A 24,135-nucleotide genomic window follows, 5' to 3' on the forward strand; every position below is an offset into this window, starting at 1 on the left:
AGGCCGACATTCAGTTGAGTTTTTGACTAGCTTGCGCTGGTTTAGGCGTACTTGGCCTGGACTTCGTCGGCGACAGCCTGCGGAACCTGTTCGTAGTGATCGAACACCATGGAATACTGTGCACGACCCTGGCTCATGGAGCGCAGCGAGTTCACGTATCCGAACATGTTTGCAAGCGGCACAAACGCATTCACGACCTGGACAACGCCACGGCTTTCAGTGCCCTGGATCTGCCCACGACGAGAGTTGAGGTCGCCGATGACATCGCCCATGTACTCATCCGGCGTCGTAACTTCAACCTTCATGATCGGTTCAAGGATCTTCGGGCCAGCTTCACGCAGGGCTTCACGGAAGCCTGCACGGCCGGCGATTTCGAAGGCCAGGACCGAGGAGTCGACGTCGTGGTAGGCACCATCGGTGAGGGTGACCTTCACGTCGACTACGGGGAAGCCGATCAGCGGGCCTGCGCCCATGACCGATTCGATACCCTTCTGGACGCCCGGGACGTATTCGCGAGGAACAGCGCCGCCGACGATGGCGTTGACGAATTCGAGGCCCTTGCCCACTTCGCCCGGTTCGACCGTGATCTTGATACGTGCGAACTGACCCGAACCACCCGACTGCTTCTTGTGGGTGTAGTCCTTGTCGGTCTTGCGCGTGATCGTCTCACGGTAAGCCACCTGGGGCTGACCGATATTGGCTTCGACCTTGAACTCACGCTTCATGCGATCGACGAGAATGTCGAGGTGAAGTTCGCCCATACCCGAGATGATGGTCTGGCCCGATTCCTCGTCGGTCTTGACGCGGAAAGACGGATCTTCAGCAGCCAGGCGGTTGAGGGCAAGGCCCATCTTTTCCTGGTCAGCCTTGGACTTGGGCTCGACGGAGATGTCGATCACCGGATCCGGGAAGATCATGCGCTCGAGGATAACCTGCGAGTTGGACGGAGCCAGGGTATCACCCGTGGTGGTATCCTTGAGACCAACGATAGCGACGATGTCGCCGGCGAAGGCTTCAGTGATCTGCTCACGGCTGTTGGCGTGCATCTGGAACATACGGCCGACGCGCTCGCGCTTGCCCTTGACGGTATTTTCCAGGCTGACGCCGGCTTCGAGGTGACCCGAATAGATGCGGCAGAAGGTCAGCGAGCCCATGTGCGGGTCGTTGGCGATCTTGAAGGCTAGCATCGAGAGCGGCTCGCTGTCGTCAGCATGACGCTCGATCGGCGCTTCGGTCTTGGCATCGATGCCCTGGATAGCAGGGACGTCGATCGGGGACGGCAGGAAGTCGATGACGCCGTTGAGCAGGGGCTGGACGCCCTTGTTCTTGAAGGCAGAACCCGCGAACACCAGGAAGAACTTGGTGTCGATGACGCCCTTGCGCAGAAGACGACGGATGGTGTCGTTGTTCGGCACTTCGCCTTCGAGGTAGGCTTCCATGGCCGCATCGTCCATTTCGACGGCGGCTTCGATCATGGCTTCGCGATACTTCTCGGCCTTGTCCTTGAGGTCGGCCGGGATTTCCACGACGTCCCACTGTGCACCGAGCTCTTCGTTGCGCCAGACCAGAGCGTTCATCTCGATCAGGTCGACAACGCCCTTGAACTCGTTCTCGGCACCGATCGGAAGCTGGACGGGAACGCCACGCGCACCAAGGCGCGAACCGATCATCTCGACGCAGCGGTAGAAGTCAGCACCGGTCTTGTCCATCTTGTTGACGAAGATGAGACGGGGAACATGGTACTTGTCAGCCTGACGCCAGACGGTTTCGGTCTGCGGTTCAACGCCGGCATTGGCGTCGAGCAGAGCGACGGCACCGTCGAGCACGCGGAGCGAGCGCTCGACTTCGATGGTGAAGTCGACGTGGCCGGGCGTGTCGATGATGTTGAAGCGGTGCATCGTGCCATTACGATCCTTCCAGAAGGTCGTGGTGGCAGCGGAGGTGATGGTGATGCCGCGTTCCTGCTCCTGCTCCATCCAGTCCATGGTCGCAGCGCCGTCGTGGACTTCGCCGATCTTATGGGACTTGCCGGTGTAGTAGAGGATGCGTTCGGTCGTGGTCGTCTTGCCAGCATCGATGTGCGCCATGATGCCGAAGTTACGATACAGATTAATTGGGTATTCGCGTGCCATTGGGCGCTCCTACTACCAGCGGTAGTGCGAGAATGCACGGTTGGCGTCAGCCATACGGTGCGTGTCTTCGCGCTTCTTGACGGCCTGACCACGGCCATTCATCGCATCCATGAGTTCGCCCGAGAGGCGTTCGCGCATGGTGTTTTCGCCGCGCTTACGTGCGGATTCGATGAGCCAGCGGATGGCCAGAGCCTGCTGACGGTCGGTGCGGACTTCAACCGGAACCTGGTAGGTTGCACCACCAACGCGGCGCGAACGCACTTCAACGGCCGGACGGATATTGTCCAGGGCGTTGTGGAACACGGTGATCGGATCCTGCTTGGTCTTGGCTTCGACAATGTCGAATGCGCCATAGACAATCGACTCGGCGGCAGACTTCTTGCCGTCCAGCATCAGGGAGTTCATGAACTTGGAAACGACGAGGTCACCGAACTTGGGATCCGGAATAACTTCTCGCTTTTCGGCGCGGTGGCGACGGGACATGACTCAAATTCTCCTTACTTCGGACGCTTCGCGCCGTACTTGGACCGGCGTTGCTTGCGGTCCTTCACGCTCTGCGTGTCGAGAACGCCGCGGAGCACGTGATAGCGAACGCCCGGCAAGTCGCGAACACGACCGCCGCGAATGAGCACAACGGAGTGCTCCTGCAGATTGTGACCCTCACCCGGGATGTAGGAGATCACTTCGCGCTGATTGGTCAGGCGAACCTTGGCGACCTTACGCAGAGCCGAGTTCGGCTTCTTCGGGGTCGTCGTGTACACACGGGAACACACACCACGCTTTTGCGGGTTTGCTTCCATGGCCGGAACCTTGTTCCGCTTTGGCTTGCTGGCGCGTGGCTTGCGGATCAGCTGATTAATGGTGGGCATTGCGCTCTTTCCATCGTCCAAAAATTCTAGTTCGGTCTAAACACACAAACCAAAGTGGCGCTCATCCGAACCCTTCCGGGAATCGGCGGCGCCCCAATTGCAGCGGACCACCCCACATAAGATGGGCAGTCATGCGCACAAGGATTTGCTTCGTCTAGTCACCCGACAGTGTGTTTGATCGTCCTGGATTCCCGCGCTAGGTGGCAGGGACCCGGTGTGACGACCACGACCGACCGCTAAGGTAGGCGCTGTTTAGAACCGTTGACTCGCTCCGTCAAGGATTCTTTCGCTAAATAATCCGCGGGAGAGCTATGCATTTCGGCATGTTTGGCCCTCTCGAGCGGTTATGGGGAAGTGGACGGATCCAATCAATACCGTTCGGCAAAGGTTAACAGAGTCTCTTTGCGGGACACCTCCGCCCTGCCCTTGCCCCGTCTTTGGGATCGACATAGATGAGGCGGGTCAGACGGAGCCTGCAGCGTGACCGAAAACAAGACGCGCCTCGCCATCAAAGTGGATATCGCAGTGATCGGGGCCGGTCAGGCTGGATTGAGCTCGGCTTATCATCTGCAAAGGTTGGGACTTCAGCCAGGAAAAGATTTCGTGGTGCTTGACGAGGCGCCGCAACCGGGCGGCGCGTGGCAGTATCGCTGGCCTTCCCTGACGCTCAACACCGTCAATCGTGTTCATGACCTGCCGGGCCTCGGCTTTGCAGAATTCGCTGGAGGAGACGGCACGGTGAAGGCATCGGTGGCCGTGCCGCACTACTTCGCAGCTTATGAAGAGCATTTCGGCCTGAGGGTCTTGCGACCCGCGCGGGTAAGCGTGGTTTGCGACCGCGGGGATCGCCTGCGCGTCGAAAGCGACCGGGCGGTGTTTTCGGCGCGGGGATTGATCAACGCAACCGGCACCTGGGAGAATCCCTATATTCCGGAGTATCCAGGCGCCGCGACATTTCAGGGGCAGCAGCTTCATACGCGGGACTATCGCACAGCTGAAGTTTTCGCTGGCAAACATGTGCTGGTCGTGGGCGGGGGTATTTCGGCGATCCAGCTGCTCGATCAGATTTCTCAGGTGACACGGACGACATGGGTGACCCGGACGCCGCCCCGCTGGCGCGAGGGGCCGTTCACCGAGGAGGCCGGACGAAAGGCCGTGGCGATGGTAGAGGAGCGGGTGCGCGCTGGTTTGCCGCCCATGGCCGTCGTTTCGGTCACAGGGTTGCCGGTGACGCCGGCGATTGAGGCAATGCGGCAGCGCGGTGCGCTCGAGCGCAAGCCGATGTTCGCAGAAATCCTGCCTCATGGCGTTCGCTGGCCTGATGGCACCGAGCTTGAGGTCGACGTGATCCTCTGGTGTACGGGATTTCGCAGCGCGCTCGACCATCTGGCGCCCTTACAGCTGCGCGAAGACAGCGGCGGCATCACCATGATTGGGCGGCTCGCCACACAGGTCGCCCGGGATGCTCGGGTGCATCTGGTGGGATACGGCCCCTCCGCCTCTACCATCGGAGCAAATAGGGCCGGCGGCGCTGCAGCGCGTGAGCTCACCACTTTCCTTGGGCTGGCGAGGTCCCCAGGGGCTTAACCGGTGGCGCGCAAGGGAGCTTCTCTCCGACCCAGCCGTTAGGCAGGTCGGACAAAGGAGAATTCCGTATGCAAGAGAACCCTACCCTGCCCCTTAACGACGGCAAGTCCATTCCGCAGCTCGGCTTTGGCGTTTGGAGGCTTGAAGAGGACGATGCCCCCAAGGTGGTCGGCGCCGCGATCGATGCAGGCTACCGGCATATCGACACCGCGCAGGGTTATGACAACGAGGCCGGCGTCGGCCGGGCCATCGCGGAAGCGTCGGTGGGCCGCGAAGAGCTGTTCATCACCTCCAAGCTGCGCAACGGACACCAAGGCTATGATAGCGCCTTGCGTTCGCTCGATGAATCGCTGGCCCGGCTGCAGCTCGATTATCTCGATCTCTTTCTGATCCACTGGCCAGCGCCCCAGCACGATCGCTATGCCGATACCTGGCGGGCCTTTGTGGAAGCGCAAAAGGCCGGCAAGGTGCGCTCGATCGGGGTTTCCAATTTCCTGCCCCAGCATATCCAGCGCATCATCGATGAGACCGGAGTGACGCCTGCGGTCAATCAGCTGGAACTGCATCCCGCCTATCAGCAGCGCGACATCCGCGAGTGGCATCGCAGCCACGATATTCAGATCGAGTGCTATAGCCCTCTTGGGGGCAAGGACAGCAAGCTGCTCGACAACGAGGTCATCGGAAGGATCGCCGAAACGCACGGGAAGTCGCCAGCGCAGGTGATCATCCGCTGGCACCTGCAGCAGAACCTGATCGTGCTGCCCAAGAGCAGCAAGCCCGAACGCGCCAAGGACAACTTCGATGTCTGGAATTTCGTTTTGTCCGGTGAAGAGGTCAGACGGATCGATGCGCTCGATCGGCCTGACGGCAAGACCCTGCCCCAGCCGGAAGATAATAACGAGCTGTTTTGAGGGATCGGGACGGTCAGGGTACGCCATGGGCACTGTGGCTCCCAGGGTCTCCTCACGGCCTGCCCCTCTCCAAAGGGTTAGGGATCTGCCGGCGGCTCAACGGTGTTACCAAAAGGAGCGGATGGCATACCGTTGGGGTGAAACGCACCAAAAGCCGGAGCAAATAAAAAGGGGCCCATGCGGGCCCCTTTTCCTTGATTGGATTTCCGACCTTACTCGGCAGCAGGTGCTGCGATCTGGACGGTTTCGGCCTGACGGCGGCGTTCCTCGAGGATGAGGTCGTCGCGCTTGGCAGCGATCTGCTTGGCCTTGGACTGGCCAGCACCGGTACCGGCCGGGATAAGGCGGCCGACGATGACGTTTTCCTTGAGGCCTTCGAGAAGGTCGGCCTTGCCGGAGACGGCAGCTTCGGTGAGCACGCGGGTGGTTTCCTGGAAGGAGGCCGCCGACACGAAGGAGCGGGTCTGCAGCGACGCCTTGGTGATGCCGAGCAGGACCGGGTTTGCGGTTGCCGGCTTCTTGCCTTCGGCCACGAGCGCGTCGTTGAGTTCATCGAAGTCGAGCTTGTCGAGCTGCTCGTCCTTGAGCAGGCCAGAGTCACCCGGTTCAACGATCTCGACCTTCTGCAGCATCTGGCGAACGATCACTTCGATGTGCTTGTCGTTAATCAACACGCCCTGCAGGCGGTAAACTTCCTGGATCTCGTTGACGAGGTAGCGCGCCAATTCCTCGACGCCCTTGATGGCAAGGATGTCATGCGGAGCGGGGTTGCCGTCTAGGATGTATTCGCCCTTTTCGATGGTGTCGCCTTCCTGGAGGTGGAACGGCTTACCCTTCGGGATCAGGTATTCAACCGGATCTGCACCAGCTTCGGTCGGCTCGATGATGACGCGACGCTTGTTCTTGTAGTCGCGGCCGAAGCGGATGGTGCCATCGATCTCGGCGATGATAGCGTGATCCTTCGGACGGCGGGCTTCGAACAGTTCGGCCACACGCGGCAGACCGCCGGTGATGTCCTTGGTCTTGGCGCTTTCAAGCGGAATACGTGCGAGAACGTCACCCGGGGCAACCTTTTCACCCGGCTCGACCGCGATAACGGCGTCGACGGAGAGCAGGTACCTGGCGTCGCCGCCACGATCCACCTTGGCAACCGAGCCGCCGCGGGCAATGGCGAGTGCGGGCTTGAGGCCTTCACCGCGCTGATTGCCGCGCCAGTCGATAACCACGCGCTTGGTGAAGCCGGTAGCTTCGTCGGTGTTTTCCGCAACGGAAGCACCATCGACCAGATCCTCGAACAGAACCTCGCCTTCCACTTCGGCCAGGATCGGACGGGTGTACGGATCCCATTCGGCCAGACGCTGACCACGACGAACGGTATCGCCTTCCTTGACGAGAAGCTTGGAGCCGTAGGTCACCTTGTGGGTGGCGCGTTCCTTGCCTTCGTTGTCGACAATGGCGAGCGCCACGTTACGAGCCATGACGACCTGCTTGCCGCCCTCGACGTTTGCGAGGTTGGCGTTGCGGATCTCGATCTTGCCTTCGGCGCCGGATTCAAGGAACGACGAGTCGACCACCTGGGCCGTACCACCGATGTGGAACGTACGCATGGTGAGCTGAGTGCCGGGTTCACCAATGGACTGGGCGGCGATGACGCCGACAGCTTCACCGATATTGACCGGAGTACCACGAGCAAGGTCGCGGCCATAGCAGGCGGCGCAGCAGCCCTGACGCAGGTCACAGACCAGCGGGGAGCGGATGCGGACCGACTGAATACGAGCCTCTTCGATCACGTCGACATGCTTTTCCTCGAGCAGCGTGCCCTTGGGAGCGATGAGATCACCCGTCAGCGGGTGGAACACATCGTCAGCCGTGGTGCGGCCGAGGATGCGCTGACCGAGCGAAGCCACGATCTGGCCGGCATCAACGATCGGCTCCATGGTGAGGCCGCGTTCGGTGCCGCAGTCCTCGGAAACGATGATCGCGTCCTGCGCCACGTCGACGAGACGACGGGTCAAGTAACCAGAGTTCGCCGTCTTGAGCGCGGTATCGGCCAGACCCTTACGGGCACCGTGCGTCGAGTTGAAGTACTCGAGAACGTTGAGACCTTCCTTGAAGTTTGCGGTGATCGGCGTTTCGATGATCGAGCCGTCGGGACGGGCCATGAGGCCACGCATGCCGGCGAGCTGCTTCATCTGGGCCGGTGAACCACGCGCACCGGAGTGGCTCATCATGTAGACCGAGTTGATCGGCTTCTGGCGCTTGGATTCCGCGTCGATCTGAACGGCAGCAATGCCCTTCATCATCTCCTCGGCAACCTTGTCACCGCACTTGGCCCAGGCGTCGACGACCTTGTTGTACTTTTCGCCCTGGGTAATCAGGCCGTCATTGTACTGCTGTTCGAATTCCTCGACCAGCTTACGGGTCTCTTCGACGATGGTGTACTTGCTCTGCGGGATGACCATGTCGTCCTTGCCGAACGAAATGCCAGCATCGCAAGCATTCTTGAAGCCGAGCTGCATGACGCGGTCACAGAAAATGACCGTCTCCTTCTGACCGCAACCGCGATAAACGGTGTCGATCATCTTGGAGATCATCTTCTTGGTCATCAGCTGGTTGGCCGTTGCGAACGGCACAGCCGGGTTGGTCGGCAGGATCTGACCGATCAGCATGCGGCCCGGGGTCGTTTCCACGATCTCGGTGGTCTGCTTGCCATTCTCGTCCCAAGCCGGCACGCGTGCCTTGATCTTGGTGTGGAGCGTGACGACCTTGGTGTCGAGCGCGTGCTCGAGCTCGGCATAGGACGCGAACGCCATGCCTTCACCCGGCTCGCCATCATTCATCAGCGAGAGATAATAAAGACCGAGAACGATGTCCTGGCTCGGCACGATGATTGGCTGACCGTTCGCGGGATGCAGGATGTTGTTGGTCGACATCATCAGCACGCGCGCTTCGAGCTGGGCTTCCAGCGAGAGCGGGACGTGCACGGCCATCTGGTCGCCGTCGAAGTCGGCGTTGAAGGCCGAGCAGACGAGCGGGTGCAGACGGATGGCCTTGCCTTCGATCAGGATCGGCTCGAATGCCTGAATGCCAAGACGGTGAAGCGTCGGCGCGCGGTTCAGGAGAACCGGGTGCTCGCGGATCACTTCGTCAAGGATATCCCAGACTTCTGGCTTTTCCTTTTCAACAAGCTTCTTGGCCTGCTTGACGGTCGAGGAGAGGCCCTTGGCTTCAAGACGCGAGTAGATGAACGGCTTGAAGAGCTCGAGGGCCATCTTCTTGGGAAGACCGCACTGATGGAGCTTCAGGTAAGGACCCACGGTGATGACCGAACGGCCGGAATAGTCGACGCGCTTGCCGAGCAGGTTCTGGCGGAAGCGGCCCTGCTTGCCCTTGAGCATATCGGACAGCGACTTGAGCGGTCGCTTGTTGGCACCCGTGATGGTCCGGCCACGGCGGCCGTTGTCGAACAGCGCGTCCACAGCTTCCTGCAGCATGCGCTTTTCGTTGCGGATGATGATGTCCGGGGCACGGAGCTCGATCAGGCGCTTCAAGCGGTTGTTGCGGTTGATCACACGACGATAGAGGTCGTTGAGATCGGACGTGGCGAAGCGGCCGCCGTCCAGCGGGACGAGCGGGCGGAGTTCAGGCGGGATGACCGGAATGACGGTCATGATCATCCATTCGGGCTTGTTGCCCGAAACGATGAACTGCTCGACGATCTTGAGGCGCTTGGCGAGCTTCTTGGGCTTGAGTTCGGTGGTCGCTTCGGCGATTTCGACGCGCAGGTCAGCCGCGATCTTTTCGAGATCGAGATTCAGGAGGATATCGCGAATGGCTTCAGCGCCGATCTTGGCGGTGAAGCTGTCGGCACCGTATTCGTCCTGGGCGTCGAGGTACTGCTCTTCAGTCAGAAGCTCGTTCTGAGTGAACGGGGTCAGACCGGGATCGAGAACCACATAGTTCTCGAAATAGAGGATGCGCTCGATATCCTTGAGCGTCATATCGAGCAGAAGCGCGATACGCGACGGCAGGGACTTGAGGAACCAGATGTGGGCGACGGGCGCGGCCAATTCGATATGGCCCATGCGCTCGCGGCGAACGCGGCTGAGGGTAACTTCAACGCCGCACTTTTCGCAGATGACGCCCTTGAACTTCATGCGCTTGTACTTGCCGCAAAGACATTCATAGTCCTTCACGGGGCCAAAGATACGCGCGCAGAAGAGGCCGTCACGCTCAGGCTTGAACGTACGGTAGTTGATGGTCTCGGGCTTTTTGATTTCGCCATAGGACCAGGAAAGGATCTTTTCCGGCGACGCGATGGAGATCTTCATCTGATCGAAGGTCTGCACCGGGACGGACGGGTTGAACGGGTCCATGACGTGGGAATGATGATTCATCAGTTCTCTCCTCTATCCCTGCCGGACCGCAGCCAGGCTGACGGTCGGCAAGGAAGGTGAATGGGGTTGGAAGTGCCGGATTATTCCGCCGCTTCCTGAGGAGGTGCGAGCTCTTCGGCCCGGCCCTGTTCGTCCTGTTCGCGCATGTCGAGTTCGACATTGAGACCGAGCGAACGGATTTCCTTGACCAGGACGTTGAAGCTTTCCGGGATGCCCGCTTCGAAGGTGTCGTCGCCACGGACGATCGCTTCGTAGACCTTGGTACGACCAGCAACGTCGTCCGACTTGATGGTGAGCATTTCCTGCAGCGTATAAGCAGCGCCATACGCTTCGAGGGCCCACACTTCCATCTCGCCGAAACGCTGACCGCCGAACTGCGCCTTGCCGCCCAGCGGCTGCTGGGTAACGAGCGAGTAAGGACCGATCGAACGCGCGTGGATCTTGTTGTCCACGAGGTGGTCGAGCTTGAGCATATAGATGTAGCCAACCGTCACCTGACGATCGAACTGCTCACCGCTACGGCCATCGAAGACGGTCGACTGACCCGAAGCCTTGAGGCCTGCCTTTTCGAGCAGAACCACAATGTCGGCTTCCTTGGCGCCATCGAACACCGGGGTCGCGATCGGAACACCCTTGGACAGGTGCTCGCCAAGACGGATCATGCCATCGTCGTCGAGATCGGTGATGGCGGTGTCGCCAGCAAAGAGCTCCTGGACTTCGGACCGTAGCGGCTTCAAGTCACCATTGCGCTGATAGGCACGGACCATCTGGTCGATCTTCTTGCCCATGCCGGCACAGGCCCAACCCAGGTGGGTTTCAAGAATCTGGCCAACGTTCATGCGCGAAGGCACGCCGAGCGGGTTCAGCACGATGTCAACGGAAGTGCCGTCTTCAAGATACGGCATGTCCTCGACAGGCACGATGCGGGAAACCACACCCTTGTTGCCGTGACGGCCGGCCATCTTGTCGCCCGGCTGGATCTTGCGCTTGGTCGCGATAAAGACCTTGACCATCTTCATCACGCCCGGCGGAAGTTCATCACCGCGCTGGAGCTTGTCGACCTTATCGATGAAACGCTGCTCGAGCAGACGACGGCTCTCTTCATACTGAGCATGAAGAGCTTCCATCTCGGTCATGACCTTGTCGTCTTCGATCGCAAACTGCCACCACTTCGAACGCGGCTGCGCCTCGAAGATGGAATCATTGAGCTTGGTGCCGACGACGTAACCCTTCGGACCTGCGGTCGCGGCCTTGCCGAACAGCATTTCCTTGAGACGGGCATAGACGTTGCGGTCGAGGATCGACTGTTCGTCGTCACGGTCCTTGGCGAGGCGTTCGATTTCCTCGCGCTCGATGGCCATGGCGCGCTCGTCCTTGTCGATGCCGTGGCGATTGAACACGCGCACTTCAACAACAGTACCGGCATCGCCCGGCGGAACGCGGAGCGAGGTATCGCGAACGTCGGAAGCCTTTTCACCGAAGATGGCGCGGAGGAGCTTTTCTTCCGGCGTCATCGGCGATTCACCCTTGGGGGTGATCTTGCCAACGAGGATGTCGCCCGGCTGCACTTCGGCACCGATGTGCACGATGCCGGCTTCGTCGAGGTTCTTCAGCGCTTCTTCCGAAACGTTCGGAATGTCGCGCGTGATTTCTTCCGGACCAAGCTTGGTGTCGCGGGCCATGACTTCATATTCCTCGATGTGGATCGAGGTGAAGACGTCCTGCATCGCGATCTTCTCGCTCAGAAGGATGGAGTCTTCGAAGTTGTAGCCGTTCCAGGGCATGAAGGCGACGAGCACGTTGCGGCCGAGAGCGAGATCGCCCAGTTCGGTCGAGGGGCCGTCAGCGATGATGTCGCCGGCGTTGATATGGTCGCCCACGACAACCAGCGGTCGCTGATTGATACAGGTCGACTGGTTCGATCGCTGGAACTTCATCAGGTTGTAAATGTCGACGCCGGACTTGGATGCATCGGTTTCTTCGGTTGCCCGAATAACGATACGCATCGCGTCCACCTGGTCGACAACGCCCTTGCGCTTTGCAACGATGGCAGCGCCCGAGTCACGGGCCACGATCGGCTCCATGCCGGTGCCCACGAAAGGAGCCTCGGCGCGCAGCAGCGGCACAGCCTGACGCTGCATGTTCGAGCCCATGAGAGCACGGTTGGCGTCGTCGTTTTCAAGGAACGGGATCAGCGAAGCGGCGACCGACACCATCTGCTTGGGGGAAACGTCCATCAAGTCGACATTTTCCTTGGGCGTCAGGCCGTTATCACCTGCGTGACGGGCAACGACCAGGTCATCGGACAGCGTACCGTCCGCATTCACCTTGACGTTAGCCTGAGCCACGTAGTGCTTGGCTTCTTCCATGGCCGACAGATAAACTACTTCATCGGTCACCCTGCCATCGACGATCTTGCGGTACGGGGTTTCAATGAAACCGTACTTGTTGACGCGGGCAAAGGTCGAGAGCGAGTTGATCAGACCGATATTCGGGCCTTCCGGCGTTTCGATCGGGCAGATACGGCCGTAGTGCGTCGGATGCACGTCGCGAACTTCAAAGCCAGCACGCTCACGGGTGAGACCGCCCGGTCCAAGAGCCGAGAGACGGCGCTTGTGGGTGATTTCGGAGAGCGGATTGGTCTGGTCCATGAACTGCGACAGCTGGGACGAGCCGAAGAACTCGCGCACAGCGGCAGCAGCCGGCTTGGCGTTGATCAGATCCTGCGGCATGACCGTGTCGATTTCGACCGAGCTCATGCGCTCCTTGATGGCGCGTTCCATGCGGAGCAGGCCAAGACGGTAGGAGTTTTCCATGAGTTCGCCGACGGAGCGAACGCGGCGGTTGCCAAGATTGTCGATGTCGTCGATCTCGCCACGGCCGTCGCGAAGGTCGACCAGGGTGCGGACGACTTCGACGATGTCTTCCTTGCGGAGGGTCCGCATGGTGTCTGGCGCATCGAGCTCGAGACGCATGTTCATCTTGACGCGGCCAACGGCGCTGAGGTCATAGCGCTCGCTGTCGAAGAACAGCGACTGGAACATGGCTTCGGCGGTGTCGACGGTCGGGGGTTCACCCGGACGCATTACGCGATAGATGTCGAAGAGCGCGTCTTCACGGCTCTCGTTCTTGTCCACGGCAAGCGTGTTACGGATATAGGGCCCGATGGTGATGTGATCGATGTCGAGGATCGGCAGCTCGTCAAAGCCGAGTTCGACCAGCTTGGTCAGCAGCTTTTCGTCGAGCTCGTCGCCGGCTTCGGCATAGATCTCGCCGGTCTTGAGGTTGACGATGTCCTCGGCAATGTAGGCGCCGAAAAGATCTGCATCGGTTGCCAAAAGGTGGGTCAGACCGTTTTCAGCCAGCTTCTTGGCCTGGCGGGCCGAAAGCTTCTTGCCACCTTCATGGACGACGTCACCAGTCTTGGCATCGATGAGATCGTGGCTCGGCTTTGCACCCTTCCACTTTTCCGCATCGTAGGGCACGCGCCAGCCGCTATCGGTCTTTTCGTAATTCAGCGTGTTGTAATAAGTGTCGAGGATTTCCTCGGCATCCATGCCAAGCGCCTTGAGCAGCGAGGTGACCGGAATCTTGCGGCGACGGTCGATGCGCGCATAGACGATGTCCTTGGCGTCGAATTCAATATCGAGCCAGGAACCACGATAGGGGATGATGCGCCCAGCGAACAGGAGCTTACCCGAAGAGTGGGTCTTGCCCTTGTCGTGATCAAAGAACACGCCAGGCGAACGGTGCATCTGGGAAACGATGACGCGTTCGGTGCCGTTGACGATGAAGGTGCCGTTCGACGTCATGAAGGGCATGTCGCCCATATAGACGTCCTGCTCCTTGATGTCCTTGACCGAACGAGCGCCGGTTTCCTCGTCCACTTCGAACACGATCAGCCGCAGCGTGACCTTGAGCGGGGCAGCGAAAGTGATGTCGCGCGCACGGCACTCGTCGATGTCATACTTGGGCTGTTCGAATTCGTAGCGCACGAATTCGAGCGAAGCGGTGTTCGAGAAGTCGGTGATCGGGAAAACCGAACGGAAAACGGACTGCAGCCCTTCATCGGCCCGACCGCCCTTAGGCTCGTCGACCATGAGGAACTGATCGTAGGAAGCCTTTTGGACTTCGATCAGGTTGGGCATATCCGTGACTTCGCGGATGGAACCGAAGGATTTGCGTACCTTGCGGCGGCCGTTGAACGTGGTAGCCATGAAAGCTCCTGTTTCTGGTTGTCGCGCACCGTTCCAGCCAGACCGGGCGCTCCATTTTTGCGTATCTCGGAGGCAGATATCCAAAGACCCGACTATCAGCCGTCGGCGCTCGGGATATTTGCCCTTTAGGCACTTCTAGCGGTCCAAGCGATGTCGCATCCAACCCCACCCCGGACCCAAGGGCAGGATCACAGATCCGTGAAAAACAGCTAAAGCCCCGTTTGGGAGCAAACCCAAAGCGAGGTCATCAAAGGCTTCGACGTGCCCGCGACATCCAAAATCGTCATATATTTCCGCAAATTGGCGCCAGAACCCATCCAATCGGCCCGGCGGATCGTCTCGTAAAAACGAGAAAGCGAGATGGCACATATAGCGCCATCCCGCATAATTCAAGTGCTAAAGCGAACTTACTTGAGTTCGACCTTGGCGCCAGCGTCTTCCAGCTTCTTCTTCATGTCTTCAGCTTCAGCCTTGGAAGCGCCTTCCTTGATGGCCTTCGGAGCGCCTTCAACGAGAGCCTTGGCTTCGCCGAGGCCGAGACCGGTGATGGCACGGACTTCCTTGATGACGTTGATCTTGTTGTCGCCGAAGGAGGCGAGGATCACGTCGAATTCAGTCTTTTCTTCAGCAGCAGCAGCCGGGGCAGCGCCACCAGCAGCAGCAACAGCAACCGGAGCGGCGGCAGAAACGCCCCACTTTTCTTCCAGCATCTTGGACAGTTCGGAAGCTTCCAGAACGGTCAGGGCAGAGAGGTCATCAACGAGCTTGGCGAGATCAGCCATTTTATACTCTTTTCAGATTGTGTTTCAGTTCGAACAGGTTTGTTTGGTCGGAACGGCTTATGCCGCTTCGCTCTTTTCGGCGTGAGCCTTGAGGACGCGAGCAATGCCCGCACCCGGCTGCACGAGAATGGAAGCGATGTTGGTTGCCGGCTGCTTGACCAGACCTGCGAGCTTGGCGCGCAGTTCGTCGAGCGAGGGCAGAGTTGCCAGGGTCTTGACGCCTTCGACGTCAAGCGCGGTGGCACCCATTGCACCGCCGAGAATCACAAACTTCTGATTCTTGTCGGCGAAAGCCGCTGCGATCTTGGGCGCAACGATGGGATCATCCGCATAGGCAATCACGGTCGGACCAGAGAACAGGCCCGAGATGTCCGCGACATCGGTTTCCTTAAGAGCGAGCTTGGCAAGGCGGTTCTTGGCGACTTTGACCTTGCCGCCTGCCTTCTTGACCTGCACGCGCAGATCAGTGAACGCAGCAACGGAAAGACCAACGTTCTGCGCGACGACGATCGATCCAGCGCCGGCGAGGGCTTCCTGGAGCGAGGCGACGACTTCGCGCTTTTCCGCTTTTTCCATGCTAGTCTCCACTAGACTAGGCCCGGTATGCCCGAGGGCATGCAGGGACCATTGCCAATTGCTGCCCCCTCCCCCTTGGGTTCGGAGAGCAACGGTTAGGTGCCTGCCGACCAAGCATCCCGAGGGCGCTGGTCTAGGTTCGAACCGAAACCGAGATTTCGGTGTCTCACCCCGTCTATTGCTGGCTCCCGGACGGGAATTAATGGCCTTGCAGCCGACCGGCAGTCTCGGACAGGACTTTTGCCCCTCTTATCGAGAGGCGACACCGGGCGGCCGAAACCGCCCGGAATTTTCATCGAGGAAAGGCGATACCATTCCTCGTTCTCCGTCACCACCCGGCTTGTCCGGGTGGACCATGCATCCGCAGAGATGGATTGCCCGGACAAGCCGGGCAATGACGGCGGCTGGGTGCCAGTTCTTAGAGAGCCGTACCCGGCTCGACATGGACGCCAGGGCCCATGGTTGAAGAGACGGCAACCTTCTTGACATAGGTGCCCTTGGCGCCTGCTGGCTTGGACTTCACGACAGCATCGGTGAAAGCCTTGATGTTCTGCAGAAGCGCTTCTTCCGAGAACGAGACCTTGCCAACGCCAGCGTGGATGATGCCGGCCTTTTCAACGCGATACTCGACAGCGCCGCCCTTGGCAGCGCCGACAGCGCCCTTGACGTCCATGGTCACGGTGCCGACCTTGGGGTTCGGCATCAGGTTGCGCGGCCCGAGGATCTTACCGAGACGGCCGACGAGCGGCATCATGTCCGGGGTCGCGATGCAACGATCGAAGTCGATCTTGCCGCCCTGGATGGTTTCGAGCAGGTCTTCGGCACCGACGATATCTGCACCGGCAGCCTTGGCCTCGTCAGCCTTGGCGCCACGAGCGAACACGGCGACGCGAACGGTCTTGCCGGTGCCGTTGGGCAGGCTGACCACACCACGGACCATCTGGTCGGCGTGACGGGGATCGACGCCCAGGTTCATCGCGATCTCGATGGTTTCATCGAACTTCGCAGAAGCCTTGGACTTGACCAGCTTCAGTGCTTCTTCAAGACCATAGAGCTTGGTGCGATCAAGACCTTCGCGGGCCTTGGCGACCTTCTTTGCAATCTTTGCCATATCGATCAGCCCTCGACCTGAATGCCCATGGAACGGGCGGAACCTGCGATCATCGACACAGCAGCGTCGACGTCGTCAGCGTTGAGATCCTTCATCTTCTTTTCGGCAATCTCACGCAGCTGAGCCACGGTGATGGTGCCAGCCGATTCCTTGCCCGGAAGCTTGGAGCCGGACTTGAGATTGACAGCCTTCTTGATGAAGTAGGTGACCGGCGGCTGCTTCATCTCGAAGGTGAAGCTCTTGTCGGCATAAGCGGTGATCACGACTGGAATGGGCGAACCCTTTTCCATTTCCTGCGTGGCCGCATTGAAGGCCTTGCAGAATTCCATGATGTTTAGGCCACGCTGACCCAGAGCCGGGCCGATCGGGGGCGACGGAGTAGCCGAGCCTGCAGGAACCTGCAGCTTGACGTAGCCGGTGATTTTCTTTGCCATGTTCTATCCTCTGGCTTGCCCGAAGGCATGTGAGCCGTGGTGCGGTTTCCTGACGCCGGCAAAGCGCCATCCCCTTCCACGGATTTAGGCCGCTTGCGCAGCCTGAATACCGGCTAGCGCCGGAATTCTAGAGTATCAGACCTTTTCGACCTGACCATATTCGAGCTCCACCGGAGTGGGGCGCCCGAAAATCGAAACTTCCACCTTGAGGCGGGAGCGCTCTTCGTCAACCTCTTCCACGACGCCGCTGAAGCTGGCGAAGGGACCATCGGAAACGCGAACGCTTTCACCAACCTCGAAGCTGATGGACGGCTTGGGATGCTCGACGCCTTCCTGCACCTGCTGCAGAATCGACATAGCTTCCTTCTCGGAGATCGGCATGGGCTTGTTATCAGCACCCAGGAAGCCGGTCACCTTCGGCGTATTCTTGATCAGATGGAATGTCTGATCGGTCAGATCCATCTTCACCAGCACATAGCCGGGGAAGAACTTGCGTTCCGTATCGACCTTGCGGCCGCGACGGACTTCCACGACCTTCTCGGTCGGCACGATGACGTCGTCGAACAGATGTTCGAGCTTGGTTTGGGCGACCTTTTCCTTGATCGCGTCCGCTACCTTGCGCTCGAAGTTCGAGTACGCCTGAACAATGTACCAGCGCTTGGCCATGCCGCCTCGCCGCTCCCCGTTAGTCGCCGGATCCGCTTAGCGGATCGAAAGCATCAATGACACCAGCCACGAGATGACCTGATCGGCGAGCAGAAAAAACAAGCTCGCGAAGATCACCAGGACCAGCACCATGATGGTCGAGATGACAACCTCGTTCCGGCCCGGCCAGGTAACCTTGGAAACTTCCGAGCGAACCTGCTGCAGGAAGGTGATCGGGTTGGTACGGGCCATAGTCGACTCCGGTTGTCTTGGTGCAAAACCAAAGGCCGCGCAGGACTCCCGCACGGCCGGATTGCGGGTATCTATTCAATCTGATGGGCAATTGCAACCGACAATTGCGCTAGCGACGCCGCGGAGCACGCGCATTTGTGCAACATCCGTAAATCATAGTTGCAAAAACTTGTGGATAGCGCTTGCGCGCCGGCTCGCATTGGATTTGGATCGAATTGCGGCCAAACGGAGGCACGGCCGCGGGGGGCTTTTCAATGTCGTTTGACATCAAGTCGTGCCAGCTCATGCATTTCGGTCCGCACAAGGCCATAAAGGGCCGGATTACCGGCGTCGTCCGCGTGCGCATCGGCGAGGATTTCCTGGGCACCCGCACCGACTACACATTGGACCTCAAGGTCAGGTCAGACATCGGGCAGGCCCATTCCGAAGCCATCCGCCACGCTCTGCTCGCCCATGCCGCCCGCCAGCTGAACAAACTCAAAGCTCGGCACGAACAGCGCCTACCCGCCGCGGCGGAGTAAGTTTCTTCGATCGTTGCCAAGATCAGCACGCTCAGCAGTCTCGAGCCAAGCGCTTCCCTTAAGAGCGCCGCTTGGCAATTCGATCCAGAATGGCGCTTGCCTTTAGCTCCCGAAATATGATGATCGCACAGCTAGTCAGCAACTGCCGACCCATGTCCGACCCAGTCCCAACTCTCTCGAGGCAATTATTTGCACTCTCTAAGATCATGGCCAGCTGCGGTGTTTATGGCGTTGCTCTGTGGCGCAGTCTACTTCGCCTTGCTAGCGCAGTGGGGCCCCTTCCCGACAAGGCTTTTCGATGCTGATTTCATTCATCCGCACCTGATCGTCCGTGATCTGGCCCACGGTGGAAATCTCTTCCAATGGAGCAATTCTGCAGCGCTTTACGCCTTCCCTGATTGGCTTTTCGCGTTAACGGCCCTGTTACCGCTCGACAGTCACGCAGCCGCGTTAGTCAGCTCGATTTTGTTGACGACGGGCCTTGCTTTGACCGGCGGCATGCTGATCAACCAATACCTGGCCTTGACGCTTCCCCAAGCAATAGCTGTCTACGCGCTCATGCTGATTGCTTTAAGGACGACGGCTAGCCGCGTGATAGTGTGGCTGTTGGAGTACGGAGCATCCGTCTACATTCATACGGGTGCTACACTGTGCGTTATGGCCAGCATCATTCTTGCAAGAGGTATCTTCGGCGGGCGCAGACCTGGGCGCTACGCCGTGGCCATCTCGATCATCGGCGGGGCTGCGATTTATTCCGATCCGCTGTATTTCCCCTGGTTCACCGCTCCACTTCTTGCGACGGCCATCATAGTGGCGACCCTCAGCAGAAAAGTGGCTCCCTTGCTGGCGCCTCTATGCATCGCCGCCATCCATGGTGCAGTTTTCATTCTGGAACGGATTAAGCCCTTTCCAAGTCATGCGTCGGAACTCTTCACTGTAGATAGCCTGACCGCCGCCAGGTTCATAGGAGAGGCCGTGGTAGAGGGAGTGACACTTCTCGACTTAACCATGGTACTGTACGCAACTGCCCTCCCGCTGTCCGTTGCACTTCTTGTCGTCTCATGTGTCAGTTTGAAGATGAGCGGGAGAATAGCACCCCATGTGGCGCAAGATATGATCCTTGGGCTGGCGACCCTCTCTGTCATCTCACTCCCAGTGGTGTTCGGCGTCATCGACCATGCTTCTAAACTTCGCTACGTCATAGCGCTTGTCTACTTGGTGCCCGTGCTGCTGGTGCGAGTTATCGCTCGTCCAACTACTGCCCCCCGTCTCGAGCGACTTTCGAGATGGGCTCCAGCGCTGATCGCTATCCTTGCAGTGCCGCTGGCGCCAAGCCTTTTTGAGACGTTCAGAGTACGACCTTACAACGAACTGATCACGTGCCTTGAGGCGCATAGTCTAACGGACGGCTATGCCGATCACGATTTTGCCAAGCCTCTCATTTTTTTGACTGATGACGTCGTTCACCTTGCTCAGGTCGGCCATGGCGGAAATACAAACTTCAGCAATCGATGGCGAGGAGAGCGCATTGATGGCGGTTCCTTCCAGCCGAACTTTGTGCTGACGGATAAGTTGGCGCCTGAGCATCTCGCCCAATTCGCTCAACCGCACACGATCATCAGATGTGGCAGCAGCGACGCCTGGATCTACGACACATCCTCGATAGTCGCTCCCTCTCGGTGACGGCTGGAACTGACTAGGCTATCCAGCGATCCAAACGCTGGTGTCAGGCAAAACGGATGATGTCGGAAAATCGCCTGGCAGGGGCTGGGGGACTCGAACCCACGACCCTCGGTTTTGGAGACCGATGCTCTACCAACTGAGCTAAACCCCTTCAGGCGAGGTCTGTCTAATGGCAAAGAGCACCTTGTGCAAGTGGGTGCATGCGACATCACACACAAAAGGTGACGCTGGCCACTTCAGAAAACAACACCCGCCGCTATCGGCGGCGGGTGAAGAAAATATGTGCTTAGAGATCAGGTGTACCAGATACCGTCATAGATCTCACCTGCGACCTGAGCCTTGTTCTCGTCGCTCTCAGAGAAGAACGCCAGAAGATCCGAGCGATTTGTCTGGTTCGTATTGAGCTTGTTGACCCAGTAGTTAAAGCCATTAATATCGTAGCCGCGGCCGAGCGTATTGATGTAGAGCAGGTCAACATAGGTGGCGTTGCTGACCGTATAGGGATTGCCGTATCGCTGCGCAAACTCGGGAGCACCATACACAAAGCTGTCGGCAATGGCCGTCAGGGAAACACCGGCATCCATACGTTCGATCCAGTAACCCAGTCCTTCCGGATCAGGTTCACGACCGTAAGTCGCCTGGTAGAGCCGGTACATCTGCCCTGCATTTCCTGCAGTGTCGAAGGCGAGCACGCCATCGTCGAACTGCACGCGTTCAACGCTGTTCAAACGCGCGGTGACGCCGTTGAACGAACTCGAAAATTGCCAGCCTTCAGGAACCGCCGATTTTCCGTAGGAGCCACCCGCCCCAGGAAGGACGACATAGTCAAAGCCGGGACCACCGGTGACATAAGCCGTGCCGCGGCCGACATAGATGATGTCGTTACCGGCGCCACCATCGATATAGTCGTTCCCGCCACCGCCATAGATGATGTCGTTGCCATCGTATCCGGCGAGACGATCGTCATAGGGCGAGCCGTAGATCGTGTCGTTTCCGCGCATGATATCACGGTAGAATCCAGCCATATCATTACGGCTTGCGTAGAACTGGGCCTGGGATGCCGAAATCGCAAACCCGTCAACCGTGCCAGCGAGAGAACCATTCGCGCGATAGTCACTGTAGCTCGTGAAAGTCCCACGCGTAACGTTGAGCACGCCGTCATAACCGAGCCCATACCCACCATAGGCGCCGGTGCCGGTATTATCGTAGACCACATACTGATTGTCGGTCGCTCGGCTGATATAGCCGTAATGCGAACTTGGGTCGACATTGTTGAAAGAGGATGAGGCGGTGATGCGGGCCAATTGGACGCTCCTTTGCGAGAGCTCAAGGACAAGGGACGAATAGGGCGCGCTGAAGGCAGCCTATGGAAACGCCGGCACGAGAAGAGCCTGGAGCTGAGATCTTCAGCGCAGATCGCCTCGTTCGATGCCGGAATCACGATGCCCCTTCAGCCCTGAACCGAAGCTGAACGGAGGTGGCAGGATCAAAGTTCCCGCATGGAACGCGATGCTGCGCCGAGCGGCCCTGCGCATGCGGCGGCATTTGTATCACTGAGGGGGAAAGGGCCCTTGCTGGGGCCGGTGGTGGAGGGGACTGGATTCGAACCAGTGTAGCCTAAGGCGTCAGATTTACAGTCTGATGGATTTAACCACTCTCCCACCCCTCCACATTCTCGGGTGAGAAGCGAACCGCGCTGCGTTTCGTGGGCGGTTTATGGTGTCCTGCCGCAAGAGTGTCAACTCCTTCCCGCGGGGTGTGGAAAAGAAATCGTGCGGTGGTGGAAAAATTTCCGGAGCGGTTCGCCTGCCTCTTGCATGAGAGCCGATCTTCGCGATAAGCCATTGCCGGCCTTCGGGTCACATGCGGGTATAGCTCAATGGTAGAGCAGCAGCCTTCCAAGCTGAATACGCGGGTTCGATTCCCGCTACCCGCTCCAAGCTCCGCTTGCCGAGGCCGCTAAAAGCCAATAGGCACCCGTCATGAGCCGAAACAAGTTCCCCCCCAAGCCGAAATACGATCCCGATAAGGGGCCGGTCTATCTTTATGGCCTGCATACCGTGCGTGCGGCGCTCGACAATCCGCAGCGCATAAAGAAAACGCTTCTGGCAACGCCAAACGCGCTGAACCGGCTCAAGGAGTTGGGCGATATCGGCAAGGTTAGCGTCACCGAAACCACGCCCAAGGAGCTCGATCGCATCCTCGGTGGCGAAGCGGTGCACCAGGGCCTTGCCCTCGAGGTCGATCCGGTGGGCCGCTTTGGCCTCAAGGACATTGCCAATCTCCGGCTCGTCGTGGTGCTCGATCAACTGACCGATCCGCACAATGTGGGCGCGATCTTGCGCACTGCCTGTGCCTTTGGCGCCGATGCGGTAATCACCACAGCGCGACATTCTCCGCGCGAAACCGGCGTCATGGCAAAGTCGGCCTCGGGAGCGCTCGACCTCGTGCCGATGATCGAGGTGCGTAATCTGGGCGATGCAATTGAAACTCTGAAGGAGCGTGGCCTGACGGTTCTTGGCTTTGATTCCGAGGCCCCTGCCCCATTGCGCCCGCGCACAGAGGACAAGCCCATGGCCGTCGTGCTGGGTGCGGAAGGCAAGGGCCTGCGCCTGCGCACCCGCGAGCTATGCGACGAAATGGTCCGGCTCGACATGCCGGGGCCGATCAAATCGCTCAACGTGTCCAATGCCGCAGCCATTGCGCTGTTTGCGGCCACGGCAGGGCGGGCATCATGAGCAGCTTCTCGCCCTTTGCCATCGCTTTGCGCCTTTCGGGGCTAACTGTGCCGCAGAACGAGGCCGAGACCGCGCTCAAGCAGTTGCTGGTGCGTTACGAGCCCGAAGACGCCGATGGCAGCTTTTATGGCCAGGTCGAAGTGCCTGTCGGCAACGCGGTTCGGGCGATCCTCGAACTGGCCGATCGATCTGGCCCGACCATTGCGGCAATGCTGGGCGATCGACGGCTGGGCCGCGCCGTACTCGACATTGCTTTCGATTATCCCGCTGAGGGCGAGGCCATGTCGGCGCGACTGCCGGCCCATGCTGCAGCGGCAATCGCCCACCATGGTGTCGATATCGAATTCTCGGTCTATCTCACCGATGTCGAGGAAGATGAGGACGACTGAGCTCTCAGAGGGCTGACGGTGTATCCCGCATCCCAGCGGTGATTAGATCACGGCCGAACACGGAATTGTCCCGCGGCACGAGCCGCACCACGCTATATCCGCGTTTGGCCAGTGCATCGAGAAACGCCGGCAGCATGTCGACCGTGCGCTGGTGGATATCGTGGAACAGGATGACGCCGCTGCCGCGCATGTCGAGCCGCGCCAGCGTGCGGTCGACCACCTGCTGCGGTGTTTCGCGATAGTAATCCTTGCTGTCGATGTCGACGTCCAGAATCACGGCGCCGCTCTGCAAAAGGCCGGTACGCAGAAATCCGGTCTGCGACAAATAGGGAAAGCGAAAGAAAGGCGACAGCACCTGCCCACCACCGGCAAGCGCCGCGGATACCGCGTCTTCGCCTCGTGCGATTTCGGCGATTGCTTCCTGCCGGGTGAGATCCGCAAGATCCACATGTCCATAGGTGTGACTGCCAACCGTATGGCCGGCTCTGGCAACGGATTGAGCGAGCCGCGGATTGGCCTCGGCCGCCGAACCGAGCATCAGAAATGTAGCCTTGACCCCATACTCGGCCAGGGTGTCGAGAATGGCGGTGGTCTTGCCCGGGCGCGGTCCATCGTCGAATGTCAGCACCACTTCGCCCCGCTTGAGCACGATGTCTGCGGTCGTTCCAACTGATAGCGTACGCCCGGCGATATCGCGGGGAGCAAAAATTTCGGAGGGCATGGGCTGGGTGACCAGAACGGCGGGTTTCGCAGCGATGGATGCGGTGCGGACCTGGTCGACTGCCGGCGTTGCACTGAGGCGCGCAGAGGGATCAACGGGTTTGGCGCAACCACCCATGATGACGCCCAGAACCAGCAAACCAAACAGCAAACGGCAGGGCGACACGACGC

The 24,135-nt window shown here is 59.4% G+C and carries 19 protein-coding genes and 3 tRNA genes; 7 read left to right on the forward strand and 15 right to left on the reverse strand.

The window, feature by feature from the left end:
- Window positions 1-41: 41 nt before the first annotated feature.
- Genes fusA through rpsL form a run of 3 tightly spaced genes read right to left on the reverse strand, consistent with a single transcriptional unit; the run spans window position 42 to window position 3,001 of the window.
- Window positions 42-2,132 (reverse strand): elongation factor G, encoded by a 2,091-nt coding sequence (gene fusA / locus BM364_RS09080; RefSeq protein ID WP_092423482.1) that lies wholly within the window; start codon window positions 2,130-2,132, stop codon window positions 42-44.
- Between the two features lie 12 nt (window positions 2,133-2,144).
- On the reverse strand, window positions 2,145-2,615 hold the full coding sequence (gene rpsG / locus BM364_RS09085) for a 30S ribosomal protein S7 (protein WP_092423484.1): 471 nt from the start codon (window positions 2,613-2,615) through the stop codon (window positions 2,145-2,147).
- A 14-nt stretch (window positions 2,616-2,629) separates the two neighbouring features.
- Window positions 2,630-3,001, reverse strand: a complete 372-nt coding sequence (gene rpsL / locus BM364_RS09090; RefSeq protein WP_035080811.1) for a 30S ribosomal protein S12 — start codon at window positions 2,999-3,001, stop codon at window positions 2,630-2,632.
- A gap of 480 nt (window positions 3,002-3,481) precedes the next feature.
- Here rpsL and BM364_RS09095 point away from each other — a divergent pair, with 480 nt between their 5' ends.
- Together BM364_RS09095 and BM364_RS09100 are read left to right on the forward strand one after the other, a co-directional pair.
- On the forward strand, window positions 3,482-4,588 hold the full coding sequence (locus BM364_RS09095; protein WP_092423486.1) for an NAD(P)-binding domain-containing protein: 1,107 nt from the start codon (window positions 3,482-3,484) through the stop codon (window positions 4,586-4,588).
- Window positions 4,589-4,656: 68 nt separating this feature from the next.
- On the forward strand, window positions 4,657-5,499 hold the full coding sequence (locus tag BM364_RS09100) for an aldo/keto reductase (RefSeq protein WP_092423488.1): 843 nt from the start codon (window positions 4,657-4,659) through the stop codon (window positions 5,497-5,499).
- Between the two features lie 212 nt (window positions 5,500-5,711).
- Here the strand turns inward: BM364_RS09100 and rpoC are convergent, their stop codons facing one another.
- The 8 genes from rpoC to secE all read right to left on the reverse strand — a co-directional run bounded on the left by rpoC (window position 5,712) and on the right by secE (window position 17,913).
- A complete protein-coding gene (rpoC, locus tag BM364_RS09105) occupies window positions 5,712-9,896 on the reverse strand; it encodes a DNA-directed RNA polymerase subunit beta' (protein WP_092423490.1) in 4,185 nt (1,394 codons plus the stop codon).
- An 80-nt stretch (window positions 9,897-9,976) separates the two neighbouring features.
- The gene (rpoB, locus tag BM364_RS09110) at window positions 9,977-14,113 is read right to left on the reverse strand and encodes a DNA-directed RNA polymerase subunit beta (protein ID WP_092423492.1); all 4,137 of its coding nucleotides are present in this window, start codon (window positions 14,111-14,113) and stop codon (window positions 9,977-9,979) included.
- Window positions 14,114-14,520: 407 nt separating this feature from the next.
- Window positions 14,521-14,895 carry a 50S ribosomal protein L7/L12 gene (rplL, locus tag BM364_RS09115; RefSeq protein WP_092423494.1) on the reverse strand — a complete coding sequence of 125 codons (375 nt, stop codon included), beginning with the start codon at window positions 14,893-14,895 and terminating at the stop codon, window positions 14,521-14,523.
- A gap of 57 nt (window positions 14,896-14,952) precedes the next feature.
- Window positions 14,953-15,471: a 50S ribosomal protein L10 gene (gene rplJ, locus BM364_RS09120; RefSeq protein WP_092423496.1), complete on the reverse strand. Its 519-nt coding sequence runs from the start codon at window positions 15,469-15,471 to the stop codon at window positions 14,953-14,955.
- A gap of 418 nt (window positions 15,472-15,889) precedes the next feature.
- The gene (gene rplA, locus BM364_RS09125; RefSeq protein WP_092423498.1) at window positions 15,890-16,582 is read right to left on the reverse strand and encodes a 50S ribosomal protein L1; all 693 of its coding nucleotides are present in this window, start codon (window positions 16,580-16,582) and stop codon (window positions 15,890-15,892) included.
- Between the two features lie 5 nt (window positions 16,583-16,587).
- Window positions 16,588-17,016, reverse strand: coding sequence for a 50S ribosomal protein L11 (gene rplK, locus BM364_RS09130; protein WP_092423500.1), 429 nt, complete (start codon window positions 17,014-17,016; stop codon window positions 16,588-16,590).
- Between the two features lie 135 nt (window positions 17,017-17,151).
- On the reverse strand, window positions 17,152-17,682 hold the full coding sequence (gene nusG / locus BM364_RS09135; RefSeq protein ID WP_092423502.1) for a transcription termination/antitermination protein NusG: 531 nt from the start codon (window positions 17,680-17,682) through the stop codon (window positions 17,152-17,154).
- Window positions 17,683-17,718: 36 nt separating this feature from the next.
- Complete coding sequence (gene secE, locus BM364_RS09140; protein WP_092423504.1) at window positions 17,719-17,913, reverse strand: preprotein translocase subunit SecE; 195 nt, start codon at window positions 17,911-17,913, stop codon at window positions 17,719-17,721.
- 254 nt (window positions 17,914-18,167) lie between these two features.
- On the opposite strand from secE, the gene BM364_RS09145 reads away from it, so the two are divergent.
- Both BM364_RS09145 and BM364_RS09150 read left to right on the forward strand, forming a co-directional pair.
- Window positions 18,168-18,434: a hypothetical protein gene (locus tag BM364_RS09145; protein WP_092423506.1), complete on the forward strand. Its 267-nt coding sequence runs from the start codon at window positions 18,168-18,170 to the stop codon at window positions 18,432-18,434.
- 219 nt (window positions 18,435-18,653) lie between these two features.
- The gene (locus BM364_RS09150; RefSeq protein ID WP_139232553.1) at window positions 18,654-20,117 is read left to right on the forward strand and encodes a hypothetical protein; all 1,464 of its coding nucleotides are present in this window, start codon (window positions 18,654-18,656) and stop codon (window positions 20,115-20,117) included.
- A gap of 75 nt (window positions 20,118-20,192) precedes the next feature.
- On the opposite strand, the gene BM364_RS09155 is transcribed toward BM364_RS09150, so the two are convergent.
- The 3 genes from BM364_RS09155 to BM364_RS09165 all read right to left on the reverse strand — a co-directional run bounded on the left by BM364_RS09155 (window position 20,193) and on the right by BM364_RS09165 (window position 21,786).
- Window positions 20,193-20,268: transfer RNA gene (locus tag BM364_RS09155), tRNA-Trp, on the reverse strand.
- Window positions 20,269-20,410: 142 nt separating this feature from the next.
- Window positions 20,411-21,421 carry a DUF4214 domain-containing protein gene (locus BM364_RS09160; protein ID WP_092423510.1) on the reverse strand — a complete coding sequence of 337 codons (1,011 nt, stop codon included), beginning with the start codon at window positions 21,419-21,421 and terminating at the stop codon, window positions 20,411-20,413.
- A gap of 280 nt (window positions 21,422-21,701) precedes the next feature.
- Window positions 21,702-21,786, reverse strand: a tRNA-Tyr gene (locus BM364_RS09165).
- 196 nt (window positions 21,787-21,982) lie between these two features.
- Here BM364_RS09165 and BM364_RS09170 point away from each other — a divergent pair.
- The 3 genes from BM364_RS09170 to BM364_RS09180 all read left to right on the forward strand — a co-directional run bounded on the left by BM364_RS09170 (window position 21,983) and on the right by BM364_RS09180 (window position 23,244).
- A tRNA-Gly gene (locus tag BM364_RS09170) sits at window positions 21,983-22,056 on the forward strand.
- Between the two features lie 43 nt (window positions 22,057-22,099).
- The gene (gene rlmB / locus BM364_RS09175; protein ID WP_092423512.1) at window positions 22,100-22,855 is read left to right on the forward strand and encodes a 23S rRNA (guanosine(2251)-2'-O)-methyltransferase RlmB; all 756 of its coding nucleotides are present in this window, start codon (window positions 22,100-22,102) and stop codon (window positions 22,853-22,855) included.
- Window positions 22,852-23,244, forward strand: coding sequence for a hypothetical protein (locus tag BM364_RS09180; RefSeq protein WP_092423514.1), 393 nt, complete (start codon window positions 22,852-22,854; stop codon window positions 23,242-23,244). The genes rlmB and BM364_RS09180 overlap by 4 nt, the downstream gene beginning before the upstream one ends.
- Window positions 23,245-23,248: 4 nt before the next feature.
- Here BM364_RS09180 and BM364_RS09185 read toward each other — a convergent pair whose 3' ends face one another.
- Window positions 23,249-24,130 (reverse strand): polysaccharide deacetylase family protein, encoded by an 882-nt coding sequence (locus BM364_RS09185; RefSeq protein ID WP_092423515.1) that lies wholly within the window; start codon window positions 24,128-24,130, stop codon window positions 23,249-23,251.
- Between the last annotated feature and the right edge of the window lie 5 nt (window positions 24,131-24,135).

The organism is Devosia crocina (assembly GCF_900116545.1).
GTDB classification, from domain to species: Bacteria; Pseudomonadota; Alphaproteobacteria; order Rhizobiales; family Devosiaceae; genus Devosia; species Devosia crocina.